The organism is Bradyrhizobium sp. AUGA SZCCT0158, from assembly GCF_018130065.1.
Lineage (GTDB): Bacteria > Pseudomonadota > Alphaproteobacteria > Rhizobiales > Xanthobacteraceae > Bradyrhizobium.
Genome location: NZ_JAFCME010000010.1, coordinates 197,904 through 224,478 on the forward strand (window position 1 = coordinate 197,904; position 26,575 = coordinate 224,478).

20 protein-coding genes and 1 tRNA gene are annotated in these 26,575 nt (G+C 62.2%); 3 read left to right on the forward strand and 18 right to left on the reverse strand.

Annotated features, from left to right (window positions below):
- Positions 1–22 precede the first annotated feature (22 nt).
- From JQ574_RS17035 to secE, 11 genes are all read right to left on the reverse strand, one after another.
- Positions 23–2,077: an FAD-dependent oxidoreductase gene (locus JQ574_RS17035; protein ID WP_212211793.1), complete on the reverse strand. Its 2,055-nt coding sequence runs from the start codon at positions 2,075–2,077 to the stop codon at positions 23–25.
- Between the two features lie 306 nt (positions 2,078–2,383).
- Positions 2,384–3,478 carry a LuxR family transcriptional regulator gene (locus JQ574_RS17040; protein WP_212211795.1) on the reverse strand — a complete coding sequence of 365 codons (1,095 nt, stop codon included), beginning with the start codon at positions 3,476–3,478 and terminating at the stop codon, positions 2,384–2,386.
- Between the two features lie 221 nt (positions 3,479–3,699).
- Complete coding sequence (rpoC, locus tag JQ574_RS17045; RefSeq protein WP_212211797.1) at positions 3,700–7,899, reverse strand: DNA-directed RNA polymerase subunit beta'; 4,200 nt, start codon at positions 7,897–7,899, stop codon at positions 3,700–3,702.
- Positions 7,900–8,053: 154 nt separating this feature from the next.
- The gene (gene rpoB / locus JQ574_RS17050; protein ID WP_212211799.1) at positions 8,054–12,172 is read right to left on the reverse strand and encodes a DNA-directed RNA polymerase subunit beta; all 4,119 of its coding nucleotides are present in this window, start codon (positions 12,170–12,172) and stop codon (positions 8,054–8,056) included.
- A gap of 457 nt (positions 12,173–12,629) precedes the next feature.
- Positions 12,630–13,007 carry a 50S ribosomal protein L7/L12 gene (gene rplL, locus JQ574_RS17055; RefSeq protein ID WP_192733878.1) on the reverse strand — a complete coding sequence of 126 codons (378 nt, stop codon included), beginning with the start codon at positions 13,005–13,007 and terminating at the stop codon, positions 12,630–12,632.
- A 52-nt stretch (positions 13,008–13,059) separates the two neighbouring features.
- The gene (rplJ, locus tag JQ574_RS17060) at positions 13,060–13,578 is read right to left on the reverse strand and encodes a 50S ribosomal protein L10 (protein WP_212035215.1); all 519 of its coding nucleotides are present in this window, start codon (positions 13,576–13,578) and stop codon (positions 13,060–13,062) included.
- A 605-nt stretch (positions 13,579–14,183) separates the two neighbouring features.
- Positions 14,184–15,137, reverse strand: coding sequence for a 2-hydroxyacid dehydrogenase (locus JQ574_RS17065; RefSeq protein WP_212211801.1), 954 nt, complete (start codon positions 15,135–15,137; stop codon positions 14,184–14,186).
- An 80-nt stretch (positions 15,138–15,217) separates the two neighbouring features.
- Positions 15,218–15,910: a 50S ribosomal protein L1 gene (gene rplA / locus JQ574_RS17070; protein ID WP_192733881.1), complete on the reverse strand. Its 693-nt coding sequence runs from the start codon at positions 15,908–15,910 to the stop codon at positions 15,218–15,220.
- Between the two features lie 6 nt (positions 15,911–15,916).
- A complete protein-coding gene (rplK, locus tag JQ574_RS17075; protein WP_065728804.1) occupies positions 15,917–16,345 on the reverse strand; it encodes a 50S ribosomal protein L11 in 429 nt (142 codons plus the stop codon).
- Between the two features lie 137 nt (positions 16,346–16,482).
- Positions 16,483–17,013, reverse strand: coding sequence for a transcription termination/antitermination protein NusG (gene nusG / locus JQ574_RS17080; protein WP_211998187.1), 531 nt, complete (start codon positions 17,011–17,013; stop codon positions 16,483–16,485).
- 20 nt (positions 17,014–17,033) lie between these two features.
- Positions 17,034–17,225: a preprotein translocase subunit SecE gene (gene secE / locus JQ574_RS17085; RefSeq protein WP_212211803.1), complete on the reverse strand. Its 192-nt coding sequence runs from the start codon at positions 17,223–17,225 to the stop codon at positions 17,034–17,036.
- Between the two features lie 372 nt (positions 17,226–17,597).
- Between secE and JQ574_RS17090 the strand changes: the two genes are divergently transcribed.
- Positions 17,598–17,792, forward strand: a complete 195-nt coding sequence (locus JQ574_RS17090) for a hypothetical protein (protein ID WP_212211805.1) — start codon at positions 17,598–17,600, stop codon at positions 17,790–17,792.
- Positions 17,793–17,836: 44 nt separating this feature from the next.
- Here JQ574_RS17090 and JQ574_RS17095 read toward each other — a convergent pair.
- Positions 17,837–17,912: transfer RNA gene (locus JQ574_RS17095), tRNA-Trp, on the reverse strand.
- A gap of 176 nt (positions 17,913–18,088) precedes the next feature.
- Between JQ574_RS17095 and JQ574_RS17100 the strand changes: the two genes are divergently transcribed.
- The gene (locus JQ574_RS17100; protein ID WP_212383691.1) at positions 18,089–19,312 is read left to right on the forward strand and encodes a serine hydrolase; all 1,224 of its coding nucleotides are present in this window, start codon (positions 18,089–18,091) and stop codon (positions 19,310–19,312) included.
- Positions 19,313–19,353: 41 nt separating this feature from the next.
- Here JQ574_RS17100 and JQ574_RS17105 read toward each other — a convergent pair whose 3' ends face one another.
- Complete coding sequence (locus JQ574_RS17105) at positions 19,354–20,121, reverse strand: SDR family NAD(P)-dependent oxidoreductase (RefSeq protein WP_212211808.1); 768 nt, start codon at positions 20,119–20,121, stop codon at positions 19,354–19,356.
- Positions 20,122–20,208: 87 nt separating this feature from the next.
- The gene (locus JQ574_RS17110) at positions 20,209–20,919 is read right to left on the reverse strand and encodes a histidine phosphatase family protein (RefSeq protein WP_212211810.1); all 711 of its coding nucleotides are present in this window, start codon (positions 20,917–20,919) and stop codon (positions 20,209–20,211) included.
- A gap of 161 nt (positions 20,920–21,080) precedes the next feature.
- Between JQ574_RS17110 and JQ574_RS17115 the strand changes: the two genes are divergently transcribed.
- Positions 21,081–21,866: an SDR family NAD(P)-dependent oxidoreductase gene (locus JQ574_RS17115; protein WP_212211812.1), complete on the forward strand. Its 786-nt coding sequence runs from the start codon at positions 21,081–21,083 to the stop codon at positions 21,864–21,866.
- Between the two features lie 696 nt (positions 21,867–22,562).
- Here the strand turns inward: JQ574_RS17115 and JQ574_RS17120 are convergent.
- The 4 genes from JQ574_RS17120 to JQ574_RS17135 all read right to left on the reverse strand — a co-directional run bounded on the left by JQ574_RS17120 (position 22,563) and on the right by JQ574_RS17135 (position 26,444).
- On the reverse strand, positions 22,563–22,916 hold the full coding sequence (locus JQ574_RS17120) for an NIPSNAP family protein (RefSeq protein ID WP_249119395.1): 354 nt from the start codon (positions 22,914–22,916) through the stop codon (positions 22,563–22,565).
- 87 nt (positions 22,917–23,003) lie between these two features.
- Complete coding sequence (locus JQ574_RS17125; protein ID WP_212207350.1) at positions 23,004–23,915, reverse strand: DMT family transporter; 912 nt, start codon at positions 23,913–23,915, stop codon at positions 23,004–23,006.
- Between the two features lie 173 nt (positions 23,916–24,088).
- Positions 24,089–25,147, reverse strand: coding sequence for a phosphotransferase family protein (locus JQ574_RS17130; RefSeq protein ID WP_212207349.1), 1,059 nt, complete (start codon positions 25,145–25,147; stop codon positions 24,089–24,091).
- Between the two features lie 64 nt (positions 25,148–25,211).
- On the reverse strand, positions 25,212–26,444 hold the full coding sequence (locus JQ574_RS17135; RefSeq protein WP_212207348.1) for an acyl-CoA dehydrogenase family protein: 1,233 nt from the start codon (positions 26,442–26,444) through the stop codon (positions 25,212–25,214).
- Positions 26,445–26,575: the final 131 nt, after the last annotated feature.

A 26,575-nucleotide genomic window follows, 5' to 3' on the forward strand; every position in this document is an offset into this window, starting at 1 on the left:
CCCGAATACCGGCAGCTGCCGATCAGTCTTCGGACTCCACCTTGTCGAAGAACGAATAGCGCAGGCTGTCGGAGTCGGCGTACCACTGCCCCGGCCCCTTGTTGGCGGCAAGCGTCGCCGCCCACAATGCATCGGTGACGTCACGGCGATGCATTGAGAGGTCGAATCCGTTGCCGAAGAACAACTCCGACCATTCCCACCAGGTGCCGAGCTTCTTCACCCCGCGCAGCAGGTCGTAGCGGTCGATCAGCGCCGGCGGCGTGTCCGACGTGACGGAGCCGAACAGCAGTCCGGTCTTGATCACCCGGTTCAGCTCGCGCACGGCACGCGGCACCTGCTTCTCCGCGACGTGGCACAGGCTGGTCTCGAACACGAAATCGAATTCGCCGTCCTTGAACGGCAAATCGACGATCGAGCCGAGCTTGTTGAATTTCTTCAGCGCCTTCGGCGTCCGGGCATGGATGGCCCGGTTGTTTTCGATGCCCCAGGCGTCGATGCCGCGCTCGCGCAGCGCGCCAACCAATTCGCCGCTGGCGGACCCGGCGATCAGGAGCTTGTAGCCCCTCGCCCGGTTCCAGACGATCTTGATCAGGTCCGTCAGATAGGCCGGGTCGGTAAACTCGCGCCAGACCTCGCTGTAGGGGCCAAGCCCGCGATAATTCTGGAAATAATCGCGGTCGATCTTGTCGGAGAGCGCCCCGCCCGCCTGCGCGCGTGCGCGGCGCAGCCGCATCATCTCGGAGACGATGATGTCGGTGGCGGCGTCGGAGGAGTCGAGCAGTCCGTTCAGCGTGGAGTCGAACAGATAGTCGCCGACCACGACGATCCCCGGATGTTCCTTCGGCTCGGGCCGGTGGTTGGTCATGACGTCGCGTACCGGCAAGCCGCCCGGCAACGCGTTCACCGACGACAGCCAGCGATGGATCTTGCCTTCCTTGAAATAGTCACGGGCGTTGCCGAGCGCCGCCGGCAGCGACTTCAACGCGGCGTCGATCAGTTCCTGGTCGCTGAGATTGGCAAACGCCAGCGCGTCGGAACCCGCGATCAGCCAGTTCAGGACGCCGTGCTTGCCGACGTCATGGCGCGCGCCCTCGTTGTAAACGCAGCAGCCGCCGAATGCCTCCGACATGAACCAGGCGCCGGGGATCTTCTCGCCCCAGAACGGTTCGTCGAACAGGATCGAGACCCGCAGATAATGCGCGGGCCGGTCGAAATAGGCGACGTGCTTGACCATCGACTTGCGCAGCTCTTCGCCGTTCCAGCGCATCGTGCCAAGCCAGGAATGCGGCAGGCACATCACCACGAGATCGAAGTCCCGCGTCTCCGGTCCCTTGCCGTTCATCATGTTGAGCTGATAGCGGCCGGAGGACGTCTTGCCGACCTGGAGCACCCGGTGATTGAGCTGGATATCGGCCGTGACTTCGCTGCGCAGGCAATCGACCAGTTGTTCGTTGCCGTTCTGGATCGAATACAGCCCGATATAGCCGTCGACATCCATCACGAAGTTCTTCAGCGCGTTCAGCCCGTTGGTGTTGTGCGGCTCGGTCGCGATGTCGGAGCGGGCCATCACCTTGAAGAAGCGCTTGGCGGTATCGTCGTCGACGAACTTTTCGAGCAGCTCCTCGGCGGTCATGTAGGCCCACGGATGCTCGTTGTCATGGGCACCGACGCCTTCGTAATATTCGATCGGCGACACCATATCGCTGCAGCGCTTGCGGAAGCCCTCGATCGCGGCTGCGGTCTTCGCACCGTATTTGCGGCGCATGCCCGGCACGTCGTTGAGGAGTTCGCCGTCGAACTGCACCTGCTCGGCGTCCATCGGAATGGTCTGCAGGCCGAAATGCTGGATCAGCTCGCGCAGCGGATCGGGTCCGGTCATCGAGTAGTCATAGATCTCGGCAACGCCGGCCTCATACATCGCCGGCGCCGAATCGAATTTGCGCGTGACGATCTTGCCGCCGACCCGGTCGGATGCCTCGTAGATCGTGATGCGGCAGAGATCGCCGAGCTTCTTTTTCAGATACCAGGCGCTCATCAGCCCCCCGGGGCCGCCGCCTACGATTGCAAGATCGAGCATGTGTTTTCCGCAAGTTCCCGACGGCCCCCAGGTGCGGCCGGTTTAAGTCTCCTTAGCAAAAGCGCTTTTCACCCTGAAGGGAAGATGAACAAAGCAAGTCCGCGCATCGCAGCAATGCCGGAAAGCGCCAGGGAGCCCGCCATAACCGCGCTTTTTCATCCGAATCCGTACTCTTACGGGTTTCGGCGCCGGCGGTTGATCGGGCGTCGCCATGTGTGGATTCACAGCCACGTAGCTCGCAAGCGGAACCGCCGGCCTTATTCCCGCAGACGTGGAGTATGCCTTCGGACTCCCGCGGACGTTCTGTTATTTCGGGAACGCCTTGCCGGCGAGCAGACTGATCAGTTCCTGCTGCCGCGAAAGGCCTGTTTTCGTGAGCACCGACTTGAGCTGGGTGCGGACCGTTTCGCGGCTGACACCAAGCGTCCCTGCGAGTACCTCGACCGTGCGGGCTTCGCTGATGCCGCGCGCCACACGCGCTTCCGCCGGCGTCAGGTCGAACAGGCCCTGCAGGACTTCGGCGGTCGGCACCGCGGCGCGATCGACCGGCGTCACCACAAGCAGCACGGTCGCTTGTGTGAAGATGTCGCGCGCGGCCCCACGGACGGGAATGACGTGCAAGACCATCGGCAGATAATTTGCCGTCGCGGCAACCGGTATGGACTTGATGATCCGGCGATCCCCAAGAGGCCGCGCGGCGAGCGCTTCGGCCAGCAGCGCATCCGCCGTTATGTCCGTCATTGTCACGCGCTCGGCACGGTCTTCAAACAGCGAAGGCATCAAGGCTTCGAACAGGCCGTTGGCCGCGAACACCTGGCCGCGCGCACGAAGCACCGCGCCGGGCAGGCCCAGCGCCTGCAACGCGTCCGCCTGGGCGCGTGCGCGCTCGAAGCCAAGGCGGTTTGCCGTAAGCGATGCCCGCGCTAGATGCGGCCGCAGTCCATCCAGGAAGGTGACGATCTCGCGCGGCACCGGACCAAGATCCTGGTGCCGCGGCACGACGATTGCGACCGAATCGCCGCTCGGTATCGGGATGATCGTGCCGGCCCGGTAGCCGAGGCCGTATTTGCGATAAAAATTGCAGTAGACGTCGTTGGTTGCAATTTCCTCGTCCGAGAGCAGATCGCCGTCGGTGAGGAAGCCTGCATGATTCAGCGCGATGGCGCGCGGCAGATTCGGATCGCGCTCGCTCCATCCGTCGTTCAAGAACAGCGGCATGGTCGCATCATATTCGACTGAGTTGACCGCGCTGACGTATCCGTCCCGCACGGCGAACATAAACCCACCGCTACCGCTGGTCGCCGCTCCGAGCTCGCCAAGCACGGCCGGCCAAAGCGAAGGAATGAGCCCCGCCTCGTAAATGCGGTCGATCAATTGCTCGGAATGATCCATTTCGCTCATGGAAAACCGTGAAAATGGTTGCCCGGATACGATTCACGTCTTGATAGCACGCCCCCGCTTTGCGGGTGAAGCACCAGGACGCGCCGTCGACAGCCAGCTTCCCAATGGGCACTCCCGTTTGACGGAACCGGGCGGTGTCACAGCGACACGTGAACGCCAACCGCAGCAAAAAGGCCGGCTTGCGCCGGCCTTTTCTCTTACAGCCTATTCGTGCGGAAGCCCTATTCCGCGGGCGGCAGCGCCAGCGGTTCCGCTTCCGGAGCGGTCGGCACGATCGCAGCCTGCTTCTCGCGCTCGTCGAGGATCAGCTTGTCGCGCTTGACCGCGACTTCGCGGATCTTGGCCATCGAGGCGCCGGTGCCCGCCGGGATCAGCCGGCCGACAATGACGTTCTCCTTGAGGCCTTCCAGCGGATCCACCTTGCCGTTGACGGCGGCTTCGGTGAGCACGCGGGTGGTCTCCTGGAACGAGGCCGCCGAGAAGAACGAGCGGGTCTGCAGGCTCGCCTTGGTGATGCCGAGCAGAACCGGCGTTCCCGTGGCGGGCTTCTTGCCCTCTTCCTTGGCCTTGAGGTTGAGCGCGTCGAACTCGATCTTGTCGACCTGCTCGCCCGAGATCATGTCGGTCTCGCCCTGGTCGGTGATCTCGACCTTCTGCAGCATCTGACGGACAATCACCTCGATGTGCTTGTCGTTGATGAGCACGCCCTGCAGCCGATAGACTTCCTGGATCTCGTTGACCAGATAGGCCGCGAGTTCCTCGATGCCCTTGATCGCCAGGATGTCGTGCGGTGCCGGATTGCCTTCGACGATGAAATCGCCCTTTTCGACGATGTCGCCGTCCTGCAGATGGATGTGCTTGCCCTTGGGGATCAGGTACTCCCTGGTCTCCTCGTTCTTGTCCATCGGCTCGATCGAGATGCGGCGCTTGTTCTTGTAGTCGCGGCCGAAGCGGATCGTGCCCGCGATTTCCGCGATGATCGCCGCATCCTTTGGCTTGCGAGCCTCGAACAGTTCGGCGACGCGCGGCAGACCGCCGGTGATGTCGCGGGTCTTGGCGCTTTCCGTCGAAATACGCGCCAGGATGTCGCCGCCCTTCACCTTCGCGCCGGTGTCAACCGACAGAATGGCGTCGACCGACAGCATGTAGCGGGCATCGCCGCCACGCGCGAGCTTCAGCACCTTGCCGTCCTTGCCCTTGACCACGATGGCCGGACGCAGATCCGCCCCGCCACGCGACGCGCGCCAGTCGATGACGACGCGCTTGGCGATACCGGTGGATTCGTCGAGCGTTTCCGAGATCGACTGACCTTCAACCAGGTCCTCGAACCCGATGGTGCCCTCGACTTCGGTGAGAACCGGACGGGTGTACGGATCCCATTCCGCGATCCGCTGGCCGCGCTTGACCATGTCGCCTTCATCGACGTGCATGCGCGCGCCGTACTGAATGCGGTGGGTCGCACGCTCGGTGCCGTCGGCGTCGGTGATCGCAACGACCATGTTGCGGACCATCGCGATCAGATGACCTTCGCTGTTCTTGGCGATGGCCTTGTTCTTGATGGTCACCTTGCCGTCGAAGTTCGACTCGATGAACGACTGTTCGTTGATCTGCGCCGCGCCGCCGATGTGGAACGTTCGCATCGTCAGCTGGGTGCCGGGTTCACCGATCGACTGCGCCGCGATGACGCCGACCGCTTCACCATGGTTGACCGGCGTGCCGCGGGCCAGATCGCGGCCGTAGCACTTGCCGCAGATGCCGTTGACGAGTTCGCAGGTCAGAGCGGAGCGGATCTTCACTTCCTGGATGCCGGCCTGCTGGATGGCGTCGACATGCATTTCTTCCATCAGCGTGCCGCGCTTGACCACGACCTTGTTGGTCGCAGCATCGCGCAGATCCTCGCCCGCGGTGCGGCCGAGAATGCGCGACGCCAGCGAGGCCACGACCGTGCCGGCATCGACGATGGCGCGCATCTTGATGCCGAGCTTGGTGCCGCAATCGTCCTGCGTGATGATGCAGTCCTGCGCCACGTCGACCAGACGGCGCGTCAGGTAGCCCGAGTTCGCGGTCTTCAACGCGGTGTCCGCGAGACCCTTGCGGGCGCCGTGGGTCGAGTTGAAGTATTCGAGCACCGACAGACCTTCCTTGAAGTTGGAAATGATCGGCGTTTCGATGATCTCACCCGACGGCTTGGCCATCAGGCCGCGCATACCGGCGAGCTGACGCATCTGGGCCGGCGAACCGCGCGCGCCCGAATGCGCCATCATGTAGATCGAGTTGATGTCGGCGTCGGCGCCCTTGGCGTTCTTCTTGGTCGAGGAGATTTCCTTCATCATCTCCTTGGCGATTTCTTCGGTCGCCTTCGACCAGGCGTCGACCACCTTGTTGTACTTCTCGCCATGGGTGATCAGGCCGTCATTGTACTGCTGCTCGAAATCCTTCGCCAGCGTACGGGTGGTGTCGACGATCTTCCACTTGGAGTGCGGCACGACCATGTCGTCCTTGCCGAACGAGATGCCGGCCTTGAACGCGTTGTAGAAGCCGAGCGCCATGATGCGGTCGCAGAAGATCACCGTCTCCTTCTGACCGCAGTGACGGTAGACCTGGTCGATGACGCCGGAGATTTCGCGCTTGGTCATCAGCTTGTTGATGATGTCGTACGAAATCTTCGCCGAGCTCGGCAGCAAATTGCCGAGCATGACGCGGCCCGCGGTGGTTTCGATCCAGCGCTTGGACACCTTGCCGGTATCGTCGATGCCTTCCCACCTGTACTTGATCTTGGTGTGGAGGTGGATGACCTTCGAATGCAGGGCGTGCTCGAGTTCGGCCATCTCGCCGAAGATCTTGCCCTCGCCGGGCAGGCCTTCGCGCATGATCGACACGTAATAGAGGCCGAGCACGATGTCCTGCGACGGCACGATGATCGGCTGGCCGTTCGCCGGATGCAGGATGTTGTTGGTCGACATCATCAGCACGCGCGCTTCCAGCTGCGCTTCGAGCGACAGCGGAACGTGCACGGCCATCTGGTCGCCGTCGAAGTCGGCGTTGAACGCGGCGCAGACCAGGGGATGCAGCTGGATCGCCTTGCCCTCGATCAGGACAGGCTCGAACGCCTGAATGCCGAGGCGATGCAGCGTCGGCGCGCGGTTCAGCAGCACCGGATGCTCGCGAATGACCTCGTCGAGGATGTCCCAGACCTCGGGACGCTCTTTTTCGACCAGCTTCTTGGCCTGCTTCACCGTGGTGGACAGACCCTTGGCGTCGAGCCGCGAATAGATGAACGGCTTGAACAGTTCGAGCGCCATCTTCTTCGGCAGGCCGCACTGATGCAGCCGCAGTTCGGGACCGACCACGATCACCGAACGGCCGGAATAGTCGACGCGCTTGCCGAGCAGGTTCTGCCGGAAGCGGCCCTGCTTGCCCTTGAGCATGTCGGCCAGCGACTTCAAAGGCCTCTTGTTGGCGCCGGTGATGACGCGGCCGCGGCGGCCGTTGTCGAACAACGCGTCGACGGCCTCCTGCAGCATGCGCTTTTCGTTGCGGATGATGATGTCGGGCGCGCGCAGCTCCATCAGCCGCTTCAGGCGGTTGTTGCGGTTGATGACGCGGCGGTAGAGGTCGTTGAGGTCCGAGGTCGCAAAGCGGCCGCCGTCGAGCGGCACCAGCGGACGCAGGTCCGGCGGAATCACCGGCACCACGGTCAGGATCATCCATTCCGGCTTGTTGCCGGAATAGCGGAACGCTTCGACGATCTTGAGGCGCTTGGCGAGCTTCTTGTGCTTGATGTCGGATTCAGTTTCCTGCATCTCGGCGCGCAGGGACTGCTCGAGCTTTTCGAGTTCGAGACCCTTGAGCAACTCGCGGATCGCTTCGGCGCCGATCATGGCGGTGAAGCTGTCCTGGCCGTATTCGTCCTGCGCCTTCAGATACTCGTCTTCCGACAAGAGCTGACGGTCCTTGAGCGCGGTCAGGCCCGGCTCCAGCACGACGTAATATTCGAAGTACAGAATCCGCTCGAGATCCTTCAGCGTCATGTCGAGCAGAAGGCCGATACGGGACGGCAGCGACTTCAGGAACCAGATGTGCGCGACCGGCGCCGCCAGTTCGATATGACCCATGCGCTCGCGACGGACGCGGGAGAGCGTCACTTCGACCGAGCACTTTTCGCAGATGATGCCCTTGTACTTCATCCGCTTGTACTTGCCGCACAAGCACTCGTAGTCCTTGATCGGCCCGAAGATGCGGGCGCAGAACAGGCCGTCGCGCTCGGGCTTGAAGGTCCGGTAGTTGATGGTCTCCGGCTTCTTGATTTCGCCGTACGACCACGACAGAATCTTCTCCGGAGACGCAATCGAAATCCGGATCTGGTCGAAGACCTGAGCCGGCGTCGTCGGATTGAAGAGATTCATAATTTCTTGGTTCATCGTCTTCTCCTCGCGTGCCGATCGTCACCGGCAGCAAATTCGAAACTCTTTGTCAGCGCGCGCCCTGCTCAACGTCCGAGCGGAGTGCGAATGCCCGGCACATCTGAGCGAAGGCTTGCTTCGCTCGCATGCGCCGGACATGAAATCGTAAGCGTTACTCTGCCGCCTCGGACGTCGTGGCCGGGCCGATCTTGGAGTTGTGCAGGTCGACGTTGAGGCCGAGCGAGCGCATTTCCTTGACCAGCACGTTGAACGATTCCGGGATACCCGCCTCGAACGTGTCGTCGCCGCGCACGATCGCCTCGTACACCTTGGTACGGCCGGCGACGTCGTCCGACTTCACGGTCAGCATTTCCTGCAGCGTGTAGGCGGCGCCATACGCTTCGAGCGCCCAGACCTCCATTTCGCCGAAACGCTGGCCACCGAACTGCGCCTTGCCGCCCAGCGGCTGCTGGGTAACGAGCGAGTACGGTCCGATCGAACGCGCGTGGATCTTGTCGTCCACGAGATGGTGCAGCTTGAGCATGTAGATGTAGCCCACCGTCACCTTGCGGTCGAAGGCGTCGCCGGTCCGGCCGTCATAGACGGTCGACTGACCCGAGGCGTCGAAGCCCGCAAGCTTCAGCATTTCCTCGATGTCGGCTTCCTTGGCGCCGTCGAACACCGGCGTTGCGATCGGCACGCCGTGGCTCAGGTTCTTGCCAAGCTCCATCAACTCGCCGTCGTTCAGCGTCTTGATGGTTTCATCGTCGCCATAGATCTTCTTCAGGGTCTCGCGCAGCGGCTTGAGATCCTGCTTCTGATAATAGCTGTCGATGGTCTGGCCGATGCGCTTGCCGAGGCCCGCGCAGGCCCAGCCGAGATGCGTCTCCAGAATCTGACCGACGTTCATGCGCGAGGGCACGCCGAGCGGATTGAGCACGATGTCGGCATGGGTGCCGTCCTCGAGGAACGGCATGTCCTCGATCGGAACGATCTTGGACACCACGCCCTTGTTGCCGTGACGGCCGGCCATCTTGTCGCCGGGCTGGATCTTGCGCTTCACCGCGACGAAGACCTTGACCATCTTCATCACGCCGGGCGGCAATTCGTCGCCACGCTGCAGCTTTTCGACCTTGTCGAGGAAGCGCTGTTCAAGGCCCTTCTTCGATTCGTCGTACTGCTTCCGCATCGCCTCGATTTCAGCCATCAGCTTGTCGTTGGGCGAAGCGAACAGCCACCACTGCGAGCGCGGATGCTCGTCGAGCACCGCACGGGTGATCTTGGTGTCCTTCTTGAAGCCCTTCGGACCGGCGATGCCCTGGCGGTTTTCCAGAAGCTCCGCCAGGCGGCCGTAGACGTTACGGTCGAGAATCGCCTGCTCGTCGTCGCGGTCCTTGGCCAGACGCTCGATCTCTTCCCGCTCGATCGCCAGCGCACGCTCGTCCTTGTCGACGCCGTGACGGTTGAACACGCGCACTTCGACGATCGTGCCCTGCACGCCCGGGGGCACGCGGAGCGAGGTGTCGCGGACGTCGGAGGCCTTTTCGCCGAAGATGGCGCGCAGCAGCTTTTCTTCCGGCGTCATCGGGCTTTCGCCCTTCGGCGTGATCTTGCCGACCAGGATGTCGCCGGCGCGGACTTCGGCGCCGATGTAGACGATGCCGGCTTCGTCGAGGTTCTTCAGCGCTTCTTCCGAAACGTTCGGAATGTCGCGGGTGATTTCTTCCGGACCAAGCTTGGTGTCGCGTGCCATCACCTCGAATTCCTCGATGTGGATCGAGGTGAAGACGTCGTCCTTCACGATCCGCTCCGAAAGCAGGATCGAGTCTTCGAAGTTGTAGCCATTCCACGGCATGAACGCGACCAGCACGTTGCGGCCGAGCGCGAGTTCGCCGAGATCGGTCGAGGGACCGTCGGCGATGATGTCGCCCTTCTTGACGATGTCGCCGACCTTCACCAGCGGACGCTGGTTGATGCAGGTCGACTGGTTGGAGCGCTGGTACTTCATCAGCCGGTAGATATCGACGCCCGACTTGGTGGGATCGAGATCCTCGGTGGCGCGGATAACGACGCGGGTAGCGTCGATCTGGTCGATCACGCCGGAACGGCGGGCCGCGATCGCAGCACCGGAGTCACGCGCAACCACGCCTTCCATGCCGGTGCCGACGAACGGCGCCTCGGCGCGAACCAGCGGCACCGCCTGGCGCTGCATGTTCGAGCCCATCAGCGCGCGGTTGGCGTCGTCGTTCTCGAGGAACGGGATCAGCGCCGCGGCAACCGAAACCAGCTGTTTCGGCGACACGTCCATGTAGTCGACCTTGTCAGGCGTGATCGGCAGCACTTCGCCGGCGTGACGGCAGATGATCAGGTCCTCGGTGAAGCGGCCCTTGGCGTCGAGCGGCACGTTGGCCTGCGCCACGCGATAACGGCCCTCTTCCATCGCCGAGAGGTACACGACCTCCTCGGTGACGCGGCCGTCCTTCACTTTGCGATAGGGCGTTTCGACGAAGCCGTACTTGTTGACGCGCGCAAACGTCGCCAGCGAGTTGATCAGACCGATGTTCGGGCCTTCCGGCGTCTCGATCGGGCAGATACGGCCGTAATGCGTCGGATGCACGTCGCGCACTTCGAAGCCGGCGCGCTCGCGGGTCAGACCGCCCGGTCCAAGCGCCGAGAGACGGCGCTTGTGGGTGATCTCCGACAGCGGGTTGGTCTGGTCCATGAACTGCGACAGCTGCGAGGAGCCGAAGAATTCGCGCACCGCGGCAGCCGCCGGCTTGGCGTTGATCAGGTCCTGCGGCATCACGGTGTCGATATCGACACTGGACATGCGCTCCTTGATCGCGCGCTCCATGCGGAGCAGGCCGATGCGGTACTGGTTTTCCATCAGTTCGCCGACCGAACGCACCCGGCGGTTGCCGAGATGGTCGATGTCGTCGATCTCGCCCTTGCCGTCGCGCAGGTCGACCAGCGTCTTGATGACGGCCAGGATGTCTTCCTTGCGCAGCGTGCGATGGGTGTCGGGCGCGTCGAGCTCGAGGCGCATGTTCATTTTGACGCGGCCGACCGCGGACAGGTCGTAGCGCTCACTGTCGAAGAACAGCGACTGGAACATGGTCTGCGCCGAGTCGATGGTCGGCGGCTCGCCGGGACGCATCACGCGGTAGATGTCGAACAGCGCGTCTTCACGCGTCATGTTCTTGTCGGCATGCAGCGTGTTGCGGATGTAAGCGCCGACATTGACGTGGTCGATGTCGAGCAGCGGCAGTTCCTTGTAGCCCTGCTCGTTGAGCGCCTTCAGCGACTTCTCGGTCAGTTCCTCGCCGGCTTCGGCGTAGATTTCACCGGTCTTCGGGTTGACGAGGTCCTCGGCCAGATAGTTGCCGATCAGCTCTTCGTCCGACAGACGCAGCGCCTTGAGGCCCTTTTCCTGCATCTGGCGCGCGCTGCGCACCGTCAGCTTCTTGCCGGCCTCGAGCACGACCTTGCCGGTGTCGGCGTCGATCAGGTCGTTGATGGTCGAGTAGCCACGGAAACGGGTGGCGTCGAACGGCACGCGCCAGCCTTCCTTGGCGCGCTTGTAATTGATCTTCTTGTAGAAGGTGGACAGGATCGTCTCGCCGTCGAGACCCAGCGCATACATCAGCGAGGTCACGGGGATCTTGCGGCGGCGGTCGATGCGCGCGAACACGATGTCCTTGGCGTCGAACTCGATGTCGAGCCAGGAACCGCGGTACGGAATCACGCGGGCGGCAAACAGCAGCTTGCCGGACGAATGGGTCTTGCCCTTGTCGTGGTCGAAGAACACGCCCGGGGAGCGGTGCATCTGGGAGACGATGACGCGCTCGGTGCCGTTGACGACGAAGGTGCCGTTCATCGTCATGAGCGGGATATCGCCCATGTAGACGTCCTGCTCCTTGATGTCCTTGACCGACTTGGCGCCGGTTTCCTCGTCGATATCGAACACGATCAGGCGCAGCGTCACCTTCAGCGGCGCCGCATAGGTCATGCCGCGCTGGCGGCACTCGTCGACGTCGTATTTCGGCGGTTCGAATTCATAGCGGACGAACTCCAGCATCGAGGTGCCGGAGAAATCCGAGATCGGGAACACCGAACGGAAGACCGCCTGCAGGCCCTCGTCCAGACGGCCGCCGACCGGCTCATCGACCATCAGGAACTGGTCATAGGACGCCTTCTGAACCTCGATGAGGTTCGGCATCTCGGCGACTTCCTTGATGTGTCCAAAAAACTTGCGGATGCGTTTGCGACCGGTGAATGTCTGCTGCGCCATCGTGGCCTCTCATTTTCGTCGCCCTTGATGGACGAACCTTCCGAAGCGCGACTGCCATCGCCCCCGGGTTGAATTTTCGAATCGCTTCGCCGGAACCAAGCCCAAATTCAGGAATTAAGTCCCAAATCCGTTCTCCAGACCTTCAAAACGCAAAACGACGCGCAAGGCGCATGACTGCACCTCGCCCGTCCAACCATCGCTTCACGGACTGAAAAAGCCCGAAATTTGACTGTCTCCCAACGGCTTACGCCGAGAACCCTGCCGTTCCCGCCGCCTACCGTATTTTCCTGCTGCCAGCCCGATATGGGATGACAATAGTGGAGATTCGAGGGTTAACCCCGCGAATCCCCACACATTTTTGTGTACGCCGTGCGTCCGGTTGTCCCATAGCACGACTTTTGCATCGATCTCGGGTGCAGCTGCGCCCCGCCCGGGACCTTGTCTCAAGTAACTTGCGTTACTTGAGTTCAACCTTGGCGCCGGCCTTTTCGAGCTGGGCCTTGATCTTCTCGGCTTCGTCCTTGTTGACGCCTTCCTTGACCGGCTTCGGCGCGCCTTCGACGAGGTCCTTGGCTTCCTTGAGGCCCAGGCCGGTGATGGCGCGGACTTCCTTGATGACTTCGATCTTCTTCTCGCCGGCGGCGGCGAGCACGACCGTGAAGTCGGTCTTTTCTTCAGCGGGAGCGGCGGCAGCGCCACCACCGGCCGGACCGGCAACCGCAACGGCGGCAGCGGCGGACACGCCCCACTTTTCTTCAAGGAGCTTTGCGAGCTCGGCAGCTTCGAGCACGGTCAGGCTCGAGAGGTCGTCGACGATTTTCTGTAAGTCAGCCATTGATCTGTTTCCTTAAACGTATTGGTTCGAACCAGGTTTGATTTGCGAAGGGTCAGGCCGCTTCGCTCTTTGAGGCATAGGCCTGGACGACGCGCGCGAGCTTGGCCGCGGGCGCAGTCGAGAGCTGAGCGATCTTGGTCGCCGGCGCCACCAGGAGGCCGACAAGCTTTCCGCGCAGTTCATCGAGTGACGGCAGCGAGGCAAGAGCCTTCACGCCGTTAACATCCAGGACGGTTTTACCCATCGAGCCGCCGAGAATGACGAACTGCTCGTTCGTCTTGGCGAATTCGATGGCAACCTTCGGCGCCGCTACCGGATCGTCTGAAGTGGCGATCACGGTCGGTCCCTTCAGCAGGGAACCGATGGCAACGACATCCGTGCCTTCAAGAGCAATTTTGGCGAGACGGTTCTTCGAGACCTTCACCGACGCACCCGCCTGCTTCATCTGCGTGCGCAGCTTCTGCATCTGGGCCACGGTGAGGCCGGAATAGTGGGCGACGACTGCAACGCTGGTGGTCTTGAAGACCCCGTTCAGCGCCTCAACCGCGTCCTTTTTTGCCGCTCTTTCCACAGCAAGCTCTCTCCGGTTGGCGGCCTTCGCGTGAGGCGAGACCGCCGGGTTGCACCCACCGTCTCACCCAAAACCTGACCTCAAGACACCAGTCCTTCGGACACGTCGGGCAAGACGACATTGAAAAGCCTGCCCTCCCGAACCAGATGGCGCGGGGTGTCGAGGTTCGAACCAAATCGGCCCTCACGCCGCATGACGCGACGCCAGGCAAAATCCGGTCTTCACCCGTCTGTGCAGGCTATGCGATTAAGCCGTTGAAGAGACTTGCATCTCAGTGCAAATTTCAACTTGGGCGCCTGCAGTCTTGGACAGGATCGAGGTTATCCGGCAAGCCGGACGCCCCCTGCCGCTTTCCAGCCCGACGATGGGTTTCCTTCCTTTCGAGCAATCCATAGCGGATGTCCTGAAAGGAATGATCTCCTACCGTATCGGGTTTTCGGAATGCGAGCACAGACGTGCCAGCAACGGCCAGCACGCCCGGAAGCACGTTCTTTACCGAGTCTCGCCCGTCTTGCCAAGGGCAAAATTCAGGCCGCGGCCACAAATGGGGAAACGCCCCTTCCCGGCACGGTTCCCGTCCGCCAGGCGTTGCCAGCGGCCGGTGATCAGCCGACCTTCACCGCGTAAGGCAACGGCTTGCCGGCGAAATACGCCTCGAGATTGGCCATCACGCAGTCCTGCATCGCCACGTGCGATTCCAGCGTGTGACCGCCGATATGCGGAGACAGCACGACGTTCGGCAGTGCCGTCAGCGCATCCGGCGCATGCGGTTCCCTGGCGTAGACGTCGAGGCCGGCGCCGGCGATGGTCTGGTCGGTCAGCGCTGCGACCAGCGCCTGCTGGTCTATCACCGACCCCCGCGCGATGTTGATGACATAGCCGTCCTTGCCGAGCTTGTTCAGGATATTGGCATCGACCGCGTGATGGGTGTCGCTGCCGGCACGAACGGCGATCATCAGGACGCTGCACCATTCCGCCAGCGCCTCGAGCGTCGGAAAATATTGATACGGCACGTCGTGCTGGCTGCGACTGAAATAGCCCACTTCGGTCTCAAAGGCTGCAACACGCGCGGCGATCTTGCGGCCGATCTCGCCCATGCCGTAGACGCCGATCCTGCGGCCGAGCATGCCGGCCTGCGGACGCATCATCGGCGACGGCTTTGCGCCGGCCCAGCTTCCGCTGCGCACGTAATCGTCGGCCGCCAGCAAGCGCCTTGTCGCCGCCAGCATCAGCGTCACCGCAATGTCGGCCACGGACGCGGCATTCGCGCCCGGACTGTGGCCGAGCACGATGTTGCGCTTGGCCACGGCTGCGAGATCGACGCCGTCATAACCGGTGCCGTAACAGACGATGGCTGCCAGTTTCGGCATCTGGTCCATCGTATTGGCGCTGAGCGGTGTGCCGCCTGCCGTGATCATCGCGCGAATATTGGAGAGCTGTTCGGCCGAGAACGTCTCGTTCGGCGGCTTGCCCGCGGCATCCAGCAATTCGTAGCGCTCACCGATCCGCACCAACAGGGCTTTTGGGAAGCGCGAATAGACCAGGACCTTTTCGGGCATCTTGTTCTTCCCTGTCGCAAAACAAAGGGCGGAACCGGTCACCCGATTCCGCCCTGTTTTCTCATCAGTGCCGCAAGACCTTAACCGAGCAGCGTGCCCGGCTCGACCTTGACGCCCGGGCCCATGGTGGAGGAGACCGCCACGCGCTGGATGTAGGTGCCTTTGGAGCCGGCGGGTTTCGCCTTGGAGACCGCATCCGCGAGCGCCTTGACGTTCTGCACCAGCTTTTCTTCGGTGAACGAGGCCTTGCCGATGCCGGCCTGCACGATGCCGGCCTTCTCGACGCGGAACTCGACCGAGCCGCCCTTGGCGCCCTTCACGGCGGTGGCGACGTCCATCGTCACGGTGCCGATCTTCGGGTTCGGCATCATGCCGCGCGGACCGAGCACCTTACCGAGGCGGCCGACCAGCGGCATCATGTCGGGGGTGGCGATACAACGGTCGAAATCGATCGCACCGCCCTGCACCTTCTCGACCAGGTCTTCGGCGCCGACGACGTCAGCACCCGCAGCCTTGGCTTCTTCCGCCTTGGCGCCGCGCGCGAACACGCCGACGCGCAGGGTGCGGCCGGTACCGTTCGGCAGGGTCACCACACCGCGGACCATCTGGTCGGCGTGACGCGGATCGACGCCGAGATTGATCGCAATCTCGATCGTCTCGTCGAACTTCGACTTGGCGCGTTCCTTGACCATCTTGATGGCGTCCGCGAGCGGATAGAGCTTCTCGCGGTCGACGCCCTCGCGGGCCTTCTTCAAACGTTTTCCGATTGCCATGGTCCGTTACCCCGCAACTTCCAGACCCATCGAACGGGCGGAGCCCTCGACCATCTTCATGGCCGACTCGACGGAATCGCAATTGAGATCCTTCATCTTCTTCTCGGCGATCTCGCGCACCTGCGCTTTGGTCACCTGGCCTGCCTTGTCGCGGCCCGGGGCTTTCGAACCGGACTGGATCTTGGCGGCCTGCTTGAGGAAGAAGGACATCGGCGGGGTCTTCATCTCGAAGGTGAACGAACGATCGGCGTAGATCGTGATCACAACCGGAATCGGGGTGTTCTTTTCTTCCTTCTGCGTCTGGGCGTTGAACGCCTTGCAGAATTCCATGATGTTGAGACCGCGCTGACCAAGCGCGGGACCGATCGGGGGCGAAGGATTCGCAGCACCCGCCGGCACCTGCAATTTCAGGTATCCGGTCACTTTCTTTGCCATACGTCACTCCTCATGTTGCTCCGGATCATCCGGAAGCTTCACAGGACCGTGGTGCGGTTCAACGGATGACTGGCGATCATCCATCTCCTCCCACGGCACTTTTCCCTCTCCCCGCATGCGGGAAGAGGTCAAGACGATCAGACCTTCTCGACCTGACCGAATTCCAGTTCGACGGGCGTAGCGCGGCCGAAGATCGACACCGCGACCTTCACGCGCGAACGCGCCTCGTCAATTTCCTCGACCACGCCGGAGAACGACGCGAACGGTCCATCGGCCACGCGGACGTTTTCGCCGATTTCGAACGACACCGACGCCTTGGGACGTTCGACGCCTTCCTGCACCTGGTGCAGGATCCGCATCGCCTCGGACTCCGAGATCGGCATGGGCTTGTTTTCGGCGCCCAGGAAGCCGGTCACCTTGGGCGTGTTCTTGATGAGATGGAACGCCTCGTCGGTCAGCTTCATCTTCACCAGCACGTAGCCCGGGAAGAACTTGCGCTCGGCGTCGATCTTGCGGCCGCGGCGCACCTCAGTGACCTTTTCGGTCGGCACCAGCACCAGTTCGAACAGGTCCTCGAGCCCGCGCTGCTTGGACTGTTCGCGGATCGATTCGGCGACCTTCTTCTCGAAGTTCGAGTAGGCGTGAACAATATACCAGCGCTTGTCCATCGTTTGGGTTCCGGTGCTCATCAGTGGACGCCCAGCAGGAAGGTAATGAGATAGCGGATAATCATATCCGCGGCGAAGAAGAAGATCGAAGCCAGCGCCACCATGATGAACACCATGATGGTGGTGATGGTCACTTCGCGGCGGGTCGGCCAGGTGACCTTGGCGGTCTCCGAACGCACTTCCTGCAGGAACTTGAACGGGCTGATAGCCATCGTTGGGTACCGCGTCCTTTGAGACGAATTTCTGAATTTAAGTGAATCCGAACAGCCCTCTAGCGCCCAGCCCTCTCTCGAAGGATGAGCCGCCATGCGGGCTCGATTGTTCGGGGGATTTCAAAAGCCGCGCCGGATATCCGCATAACGGGCCGACAGCAGGTGGCGGGTATCTACTGCCAGTCGGGCAAAAGGTCAAGGTATCCGCCGGTCGGCGGGAGGCCCCCGGCCGGCTGAACGGCCCGGGCCGGACCGAAGGCCCTTGGTTAACCGCAGGTAGCGGGCGCGCCTCAAATCCGAATCAGAGCGTGGTCTGGTTCTTAAAGGCTCCCCGCCATCCTGACCGTCCCCTTGATGGACCATGAGGTGACGATGTCGCTGCTCAGCCAACACCAGACCGGCCAGGACGGACCTGCAGGTGACATCGCCTGGAGCGTTCTCGACGCGGCCAACGACCTCGGCGATACCGTCACCATCGATGCCTGCCGGCGCGTGATTGACGCGAATCTGCGCGGCCTCGCGCCCGCGACTTCGGACATGGCGATCGTCGTGGGGTTCTTCGGCTAGTTCGGGACCGGCGGCAGGAACCTCGACCAAGTCCTTGATTTAGCTGGCAGGGGCGGCAGGGCTCGAACCTGCGACAACCGGTTTTGGAGACCGGTACTCTACCAACTGAGCTACACCCCTACGCGAACCATGCGTCGCCGCCGGTTTCGGCCCGTTTCAAGCATAGGCCATGCCCCGATTGCAAGGGCGAAGCCGTGCGCGGCCCCCTGGAAATCGGTCACCGCCCTGTTCAAGTCAAGGGTTCTGCGCCAAACTTCCCCTCCCTGCCATAACAACAAGAGCAATCGGGAGAGACCATGAACGCGCAGACTGCCCCCAAACACGCCGCCGCCCCGCAGACCCCATCCCTCCCCCACGCCAAGCCGGAACAAATCGGGTTGTCCAGTGCCCGCCTGCAGCGGATGTCGGACGCCTTCAAGCGCGAGGTTGACAAGGGAACCCTGCCGGGCGCGACCGTGCTGGTGGCCCGCCGCGGCCAGATCGGCTGGTTCGACGCGATCGGCCGGCAGGCGCCCGCTTCTTCCGCGCCGATGGCGAAGGACAGCATCTTCCGCATCTTCTCCATGACCAAGCCGATCGTTTCGGTTGGCATCATGATGCTGATCGAGGACGGCCACTTCATGCTCAGCGATCCCGTCGCCAAATTCATCCCCGAATTCGCCACCCAGAAGGTCGGCGTCGAGCGCACCGGCCAGCTCGATCTGGTGCCGTTGAAGCGGCCGATGACGGTGCAGGATTTGCTGCGCCACACTTCGGGCATCACTTACGACCACACCGGCAACGGACTGGTGCAACAGCTCTATCAACAGTCGCGGCTGCGCAGCCGCAAGATCACCAATGCCGAACATGCTGTCATGGTCGCGAGCATGCCGCTGATCTGCCAGCCCGGCGCGGAATGGAATTACAGCCGCTCCACCGACATCCTCGGCCGCATCATCGAAGTCATCTCCGGCAAGTCGCTCGGCGCCTTCCTGACCGAACGGATCCTGGCGCCGCTGCAGATGGCCGAGACCGCGTTCCACACGGCTGAGGAAAACGCCGGCCGGCTGGCCGAGGCGTTCCCGTCCGATCCCTGGAACGGCGACAAGGTCCAGCTCTTCAACATGCTCGAGAAGCCGGTGATGGAATCCGGCGGCGGCGGGCTGGTGTCGACCACGATGGACTATGCCCGCTTCAGCCAGATGCTGCTGAGCGGCGGCACGCTCGATGGCGTCAGGATCGTCGGCCGCAAGACGTTGGAACTGATGGCGTCCGATCACCTCGCCCCGTCAGTCAAGGTCAACTCGCCCTTGATGCCGGCGGGCCACGGCTTTGGCCTTGGCTTCGCGGTCCGCACCCATGACGGCATGGCGCCGTTCCCGGGCTCGCGCGGCAACTTCTTCTGGAGCGGGATGGCCGGGACCTTCTTCTGGATCGACCCGAAGGAGGACCTGTTCGCGGTGTTCATGATGCAGGGCCCGGGCCAGCGGGAATACATCCGCACGATGTTGCGTAACCTGGTGTATGCGGCGGTGGAATAATCCCGTCGTCCCGGCCTTGAGCCGGGACGACGAGATAGAGATCAACTGATCGTCGCCCCGCCATCAATCACAATCGTCTGGCCGGTCATGAAGTCGCCGGCCGCCGATCCCATGAACACGGCGGCGCCGGCGATTTCGTCGGGAGTGCCGATGCGCAGCAGCGGCGAGCGCGCGGTCGAGGCCTTTAGCGTTTCCGGATTGTCCCACAGCGCCTTGGCAAAATCGGTCTTGATCAGGCCCGGCGCGATGCAGTTCACGCGGATGTTGTGCTTGCCGTATTCGCAGGCGAGGTTGCGCGCGAGCTGCATGTCGGCGGCCTTCGAGATCGCATAGGCGCCGAGCACGGTCGAACCCTTCAGGCCGCCGATCGAAGACACGATGATGATCGAGCCGTCCTTGCGTTCGATCATCTGCGGCACGACCATGTTGATCAGCCAGTTGTTGGCGACGATGTTGTTGTCCAGGATCTTGCGGAACTGATCGTCGGAGATGCCGCCGAGCGGACCGTAGTAGGGATTGGACGCCGCGTTGCAGACCAGCACGTCGATCTTTCCGAAGGCGCGGTTGGATTCATCGACGAGGTTTTGCAGGTTTTCCTTGCTCGAAATATTCGCCGCGATCGAGACCGCCGTGCCCTTGCCGAATTTCTCGTTGATCGATTTGGTGACGGAATCGCAGACATCCTGCTTGCGCGAGGAGATCACGACCTTGGCGCCGTGCTCGGCCATCCGCTCGGCGATGGCAAGCCCGATGCCGCGCGTGGAGCCGGTGATGACGGCGACTTTGCCCTTCATGTCGAACAAGCTCATGTCTCTCTCCCAAATGTTGGTCCGGCCGCAAGCCGGTTCTCGTTTTTCGAATTCAAGCTAAGCAGCCTTTGAGGTGTTCGACAACGCTCAAGCAAGCTTTGTCGCAGGCGGAACGACCTCCGGCCCGGCCGGCTGATGCATCGCATTGTGCGAGGGGTCGGCAATCCATGGCTGTTGGTTGACCATCGGTAGCCGCCAGGTCGAATGGCTTCCGGTTGCGATGTGATCGAGCCGCGTCACCGATACGTTGTCGATATCGAAGGCGAGGCCCTTGTCGGGTTGACCGCCCAGCGCAAGACCGACCGCGGCCTTGATCGTTCCGCCATGAGTCACGGCAATCACGTCCTTGCCGGCATGCTCAATCGTGATGCGCTCGATCGCGCCGCAGACACGGTTGTAGAGATCCATAAAACTTTCGCCGCCGGGTGCTGCTTCGTCGATCGCCGCGAACCAATGAGAACCGGTGGGACGGCTGGCCAGAAACGCCGCGCGATTCATGCCCTGCCATTCGCCGAGATGCTGTTCGGCAAAGTCCTTGATGTGCGGCATCTCCGCGGGTTTCGGAAATCCGGCGGCCCAGATCGCGTCCGCGGTCTGATGCGTGCGCTTCAGGTTGCTTGCATACCAAACCGCGCCCCGCGGCAGAATTTTTCCGACTGCGTCAAACACCACGCGGTCACTGGTGTCGCAGCCCAGATCCTTCTGCCCGTAGATGCAGCCGCCGTCTTCGCGGACCGGCGCGTGGCGCACCCACCACCAGCGCGTCGTGACCTCGTTCGGTTTGCCTGGATTGGACATCGCCAAAGTCCCTCAATAGTGTTTGCAATCGTCTTTGATGTCGCTGTACGTCAGAGCACGCACCGCCTCAAGTCACTTCGACGTTCTTGAGCGTTTGAAAACTTGTTTGAAATTCCGCAAGGCGGCAGACGCCGACCTTGTATACTCCAGGGAGAAACTTCATGGGCCGCCTCGAAGGCAAATCCGTCATCATCACCGGCGCAGGCAGCGGAATCGGGCGCGCGGCCTCCTTGTTGTTCACCAGGGAAGGCGCAAAACTGATTGCGGTCGATCGCAGCGAAGCGGTGAACGAAACCGCAAAGCTCGTCAGCGACGCCGGCGGCATTGTCGAAGCCGTGATGGCGGATGCGGGATCGGAAGCCGACGTGAAGGCCTTTATCGACAAGGCGGTCTCGAAATACGGCAAGCTCGATGCGATCTGGGCCAATGCCGGCGTCAGCGGCGGACTGGTTCCGATTCCCGAACAGACCGTGGAGCATTGGCAGGAGGTGCTGCGCATCAACCTGATCGGACCGTTCCTCGCGATCAAGCATTCGATGCCGCACATGATCAGGCAGAAGTCGGGCTCGATCGTCTGCACCGCTTCCGTCGCAGGTCTCAAGGCCGGCGCCAGCGGACATCCCTATGGCGCGAGCAAGGCCGGCGTCATCAGCCTGGTGCAGACCACGGCCTATTCGCTGTCCGGCACCGGCGTGCGCATCAATGCGGTGTGCCCCGGCCTGATCGAAACCGGCATGACCAAGCCGATCTTCGACAACGCCAAACAGCGCGGCACCGACGGCAAGATCGGCCAGCTCAATCCGCTGAAGCGCGCCGGGCAGCCGCATGAACTCGCGGCAATGGGACTGTTCCTTGCGAGTGACGACGCGTCCTACGTCAACGGCCAGGCGATCCCGGTCGACGGCGGCTTGACGGCGTCGATGCCGTATACGGGCAAGCCGGTTTGATTGCTGCGTCCATCGCACCATCAACGCGTCGTCCCGGCGAAGGCCGGGACCCATACCGCGTGTCTCGGTAGAAGCTCGGTAGCAGAGACCGTTCGCAAAACTTCTTCCTGTGGTTATGGGTCCCGGCTCAAGGCCGGGACGACGGCGGTGGTTGTTGTGCCACCATCATACAATACGCAGTTTCACATTCTCGCGGCACGATGCGCCCGAGCTTTGCCAGAAATCTCCTTGCCCTCCAATGAGAGGGCGCAGGGAAGACCGGGTGCGCGCTGCACCCGCGGTCCCGTGTGCGGTTTGCACTAAGTAGGCTGCACACGAGCATACAGGGCAGCGGTGAACACCCGGCCTTCCCTGCGCAATGGCTTTACGGCTTATGCCGTGATCTCCCCGGAGACGAGTTCTGGGTTGACTCCGTCGCTATCGTTTCCGCTTGCGCTTCTCCGACAGCTTGACGCCTGCAACGGGCGCCAGGACCACACGGTTTTGCCGTACGCTAAATCCACGCCGTCGTCAGACGTGAACCAGCGTCCACCGCATCCCGCCGCGCGTTCGTGACGTGCGCACGCCCCTCTTGTCGGGCGGGACGCGACAATTCAAACCGCTGATTTGCCCGACGAGGAAAGCGAAATTTTGCCCGTCGGGTTAATTTGTCGCAGCGCGAGCAATCCATCCGCCGTCAGAGCGCAGTAGCGCGTGTCAGGAAGCCGACAGCAAACTCCCTTTCGCCGGCGAATAATCCACCGGCACCAGCCAGCGATCCTCGATCTGCCCGACCATCCGACCGTGCTCCGCGTGCGTCACGCGCTTGATTTCGGACCATTCGGCATCCGCCATGAAGGCCGACCATGCCGCAATCCTGCTCGCCTCGTCGGGCCATTCCAGCAGATAGGCAAATTCGGTTCTGCCACCGAATTTGGTTTCCCACATCGCGACGATGCGAAAGCCGTATCGGTTGCGCATGATACGCGCCGCGTGATCGCGGAATCGCGCGTGGAACGCGGCCTTGTTGTTTTCGAATATCTCGTAGATGCGCAGTTGCTGGATCATCATGGCCTCTCCCTCATCGAGAGATATGGCCTCGGCGTCTTCTGTCAAATCCCCTGCCGCAATGAATGCCATCAACAAAGGATACGAAGCTCACAGCCCGTCGGGCGGGATGCCTGACGTGGTTGCCGCCACCGGGCGCGCGCGGACCCGTTCGCGGTAGAAAGCATAGAGGCCGGACGAGACGATGATCGCGGCGCCTGTTAGCATCATGCCGTCAGGCTTGTCGCCGAACATGAAATAGCCGAGCAGCATGGCCCACAGCAGCGCCGAATAGCGGAACGGCGCCACCGCCGAGATATCGCCCGATCGCAGCGCCACGATCATGCATTGATAGCCGATCAGCACCAGCACCGCCGCCAGCGCCAGCATGCCCAGCGCATGATTGGACGGCGGGGTCCAGCCGCCGAGCGGAAACAGGATGACCGCGCCGGCCGATGTCACGGTCACCGTCATCAACAGCGTGATGAACAGCGAGGGAATTTTCTCAGGGATTTTCCTGGTCGAGAGATCGCGCAGGGCGCAGAACGCCACCGAGACCAGCGCCAGCAGCGAAAACTGGTTGAAGCCTGCAATTCCCGGCCGCACGATGATGAGCATGCCGACAAAACCGGCCGCGATCGCCAGCCAGCGCCGCCAGCCGACCGGCTCGCGAAACACCAGCGCCGCGCCGAGTGTGATGGCGAGCGGCAAGGCCTGAAAGATCGCTGACGTATTGGCCAGCGGCAGATGGGTGAGCGCCGCCATGAACGAGATCGTGCCTCCGACCTCGCCGAGGACGCGCAGCGCGACCGGCGCGGTCATCACCGTGCGTAGCGGGCGCAACGCACGCTGATGGAACGCGAGCGCTGCGACCAGCACGATCGCGAACAGGCCACGCACCAGCATCACCTGGCCGAAATTGATTTCCGCCGACACCGCCTTGGTGATGGAGTCGTTGATCGTGAAGGCGGCCATGGCGGTGGCCATGATCAGGCTGCCGCGGATATTTGGGGAGAGAGCCAAGATGGATTCCGGTGAATCGTGGATCGTAGGGTGGGCAAAGCGACTTCGTGCCCACCATTAGCAACAACGATCTGGAGAAATGGTGGGCACGGCGCTGACGCGCCTTTTGCCCACCCTGCGGATGCAATGAATGAAACATGGCGCGATCCGGATGGACCGCGCCATGTTGCAAATTATTTCGCGCCGGCCTTCTGCGCGTATTCCCAGGAGGCCTGCGACAGCGGCACCGTGCGCTTCGCCGACTCGATGGCCTTGGCATTGGCCGCGGTGCCGTCGCGGATCCGGCCTGCAATACCCTGCGTGATGCCGGCAAGGCGGAACAGGTTGTAGGAGAAATACCAGTTCAGGTCGGGGACCTCGGTACCGGTCACGTTGCAGTAGATCTGCGCGGCCGCTTCCATGCTCGGGATGTTCAGCGCCTTGAGATCGGCGTTGGCGAGGCCCGGCATGGTCCATTGCATCAGGAGGTAAGTGAAGTCGGCCATGGGATCGCCGAGCGTCGACAATTCCCAGTCCAGCACCGCCTGCACGCGCGGTTCGGTCGAATGGAAGATCATATTGTCGAGGCGGTAGTCGCCGTGGACGATGGAAACGCGCTTCTGCTCCGGCACGGTCTTCGGCAGCCATTCGGCGAGCTTTTCGAATTCCGGAATGTGCTGGGTCTCGGAGGCGCGGTATTGCTTGGTCCAGCGATCGACCTGCCGCGCAAAATAATTGCCGGGCTTGCCGAAATCACCGAGGCCGATGGCCTGCGGATCGAACAGATGCAATTTCGCCAGTGTCTCGATCTTGCTGGTGAAAATCTTGTAGCGGTCGCCCGGCGTCTGGGTCGGCAGCGTGGGATCCCACAGCACCCGGCCCTCTTCCATCGACATGATGTAGAACGCCGAGCCGATCACGCCGTCGTCGGTGCAGAGCGCATAGGCCTTCGCAACCGGAAAGCCCTGCTTGCTCAGCGCGGCGATGACGCGGAATTCGCGATCCACCGCATGCGCCGACGGCAGCAATTTGCCGAACGGCCTGCGGCGCATCACGTAGGATCGTCCGGGCGTATCGAGCCGGTAGGTCGGGTTGGACTGGCCGCCCTTGAACTGCAGGACGGTCAGCGGTCCCTGATAGCCTTCAACGTTTTCGCGCATCCACGCATCGAGGCGCTTCTCATCGATACGATGACGCTCCTCGACTTCCTTGGTGCCTGAAAACTCTTCGTCTTTCCTGACGCCGTCCGCCACGATGACGCTCCCTTGAGATTTCTTAGTTTCCTTTGGAGAGCGCCATCTGAAGCGTTCCCGTTAATTAGTGCGACGTGTTTGCATACTTCCGAAGTTCAAGTCTGGCAATGGCGCGATTGTGCACCTCGTCCGGACCGTCAGCCAGGCGGAGCGTACGGATATGGGCATAATCCTTCGCCAGGCCGGCTTCGTCGGAGACACCGCCGCCGCCATAGGCCTGGATGGCATTGTCGATGATCTTCAACGCCATGTTGGGCGCGGTGACCTTGATCATTGCGATCTCGGCCTGTGCAGTCTTGTTGCCGACCTTGTCCATCATGTCGGCAGCCTTGAGGCACAGCAGGCGATTCATCTCGATGTCGGCGCGCGCTTCGCCGATACGCTGTTCCCACACCGAGTGCTCGATGATCTTCTTGCCGAACGCGGTGCGCGAGGCCAGCCGCTTCACCATCTTCTCAAGCGCCTCCTCGGCCTTGCCGATGGTGCGCATGCAGTGATGGATGCGGCCCGGACCAAGACGGCCCTGCGCGATCTCGAAGCCGCGGCCCTCGCCGAGCAGGATGTTTTCCGCAGGCACGCGAACGTTTTCCAGCAGCACCTGGGCGTGGCCGTGCGGCGCATCGTCATAGCCGAACACCGGAAGCATTTTCTCGACCTTGATGCCGGGGGTATCGAGCGGAACCAGGATCTGCGACTGCGCCTTGTGTTTCGCCGCGCTCGGATCGGTCTTGCCCATCAGGATCGCGATCTTGCAGCGGGGGTCGCCGACGCCTGACGACCACCATTTGCGGCCGTTGATGACGTAGTGGTCGCCATCCTTTTCGATGCGCGTTTCGATGTTGGTCGCGTCCGATGACGCCACCGCGGGCTCGGTCATCAGGAAGGCGGAACGGATTTCACCGTCCATCAGCGGCCGCAGCCACTTCCGCTTCTGCTCCTTGGTGCCGTAGCGGATGAACACTTCCATGTTACCGGTATCCGGGGCGGAACAATTGAACACCTCCGAAGCCCAGGAAATGCGGCCCATCTCTTCCGACAGCAACGCATATTCGAGGTTGGTCAATCCCGCGCCGCGGAATTCGTCATCCTCATGCGCGTTCGGCGGCATGAACATGTTCCAGAGGCCTTCGGCCTTGGCCTTCTTCTTCAGATCCTCGAGGATCGGGATAACCTTCCAGCGCGGTCCCTCTGCATCCTGCTTATCGTAGATCGGCACTGCGGGCCGAACATGCGTTTTCATGAACGAACGAACGCGGTTGAGCCATTCGGTCTGGCGTTCTGACATATTGAAGTCCATGGGACGCTCCCTTCTGAAGATATTCGCTGGCTTTTGAAACCTTTGGCGGCACTGTCTGCCCGCCCCTCGCGCGCCGCAAGAGATTTGCTGGCGCACGAACCGAGGTGGATTGACATTTCCGGCCCTTCAAA

What these genes read in the sequence shown, in the direction of transcription:
- secE (WP_212211803.1), bottom strand. Translation starts at nt 17,225, where the DNA reads ATGGCTATCAGCCCGTTCAAGTTCCTGCAGGAAGTGCGTTCGGAGACC.
- JQ574_RS17090 (WP_212211805.1), top strand. Translation starts at nt 17,598, where the DNA reads ATGTCGCTGCTCAGCCAACACCAGACCGGCCAGGACGGACCTGCAGGT.
- rpoC (WP_212211797.1), bottom strand. Translation starts at nt 7,899, where the DNA reads ATGAACCAAGAAATTATGAATCTCTTCAATCCGACGACGCCGGCTCAG.
- nusG (WP_211998187.1), bottom strand. Translation starts at nt 17,013, where the DNA reads ATGGACAAGCGCTGGTATATTGTTCACGCCTACTCGAACTTCGAGAAG.
- JQ574_RS17135 (WP_212207348.1), bottom strand. Translation starts at nt 26,444, where the DNA reads ATGGACTTCAATATGTCAGAACGCCAGACCGAATGGCTCAACCGCGTT.
- JQ574_RS17110 (WP_212211810.1), bottom strand. Translation starts at nt 20,919, where the DNA reads ATGTCCAATCCAGGCAAACCGAACGAGGTCACGACGCGCTGGTGGTGG.
- JQ574_RS17100 (WP_212383691.1), top strand. Translation starts at nt 18,089, where the DNA reads ATGAACGCGCAGACTGCCCCCAAACACGCCGCCGCCCCGCAGACCCCA.
- JQ574_RS17115 (WP_212211812.1), top strand. Translation starts at nt 21,081, where the DNA reads ATGGGCCGCCTCGAAGGCAAATCCGTCATCATCACCGGCGCAGGCAGC.
- JQ574_RS17040 (WP_212211795.1), bottom strand. Translation starts at nt 3,478, where the DNA reads ATGAGCGAAATGGATCATTCCGAGCAATTGATCGACCGCATTTACGAG.
- rpoB (WP_212211799.1), bottom strand. Translation starts at nt 12,172, where the DNA reads ATGGCGCAGCAGACATTCACCGGTCGCAAACGCATCCGCAAGTTTTTT.
- rplL (WP_192733878.1), bottom strand. Translation starts at nt 13,007, where the DNA reads ATGGCTGACTTACAGAAAATCGTCGACGACCTCTCGAGCCTGACCGTG.
- rplK (WP_065728804.1), bottom strand. Translation starts at nt 16,345, where the DNA reads ATGGCAAAGAAAGTGACCGGATACCTGAAATTGCAGGTGCCGGCGGGT.
- JQ574_RS17035 (WP_212211793.1), bottom strand. Translation starts at nt 2,077, where the DNA reads ATGCTCGATCTTGCAATCGTAGGCGGCGGCCCCGGGGGGCTGATGAGC.
- JQ574_RS17105 (WP_212211808.1), bottom strand. Translation starts at nt 20,121, where the DNA reads ATGAGCTTGTTCGACATGAAGGGCAAAGTCGCCGTCATCACCGGCTCC.
- rplA (WP_192733881.1), bottom strand. Translation starts at nt 15,910, where the DNA reads ATGGCAATCGGAAAACGTTTGAAGAAGGCCCGCGAGGGCGTCGACCGC.
- JQ574_RS17065 (WP_212211801.1), bottom strand. Translation starts at nt 15,137, where the DNA reads ATGCCCGAAAAGGTCCTGGTCTATTCGCGCTTCCCAAAAGCCCTGTTG.
- JQ574_RS17120 (WP_249119395.1), bottom strand. Translation starts at nt 22,916, where the DNA reads ATGATGATCCAGCAACTGCGCATCTACGAGATATTCGAAAACAACAAG.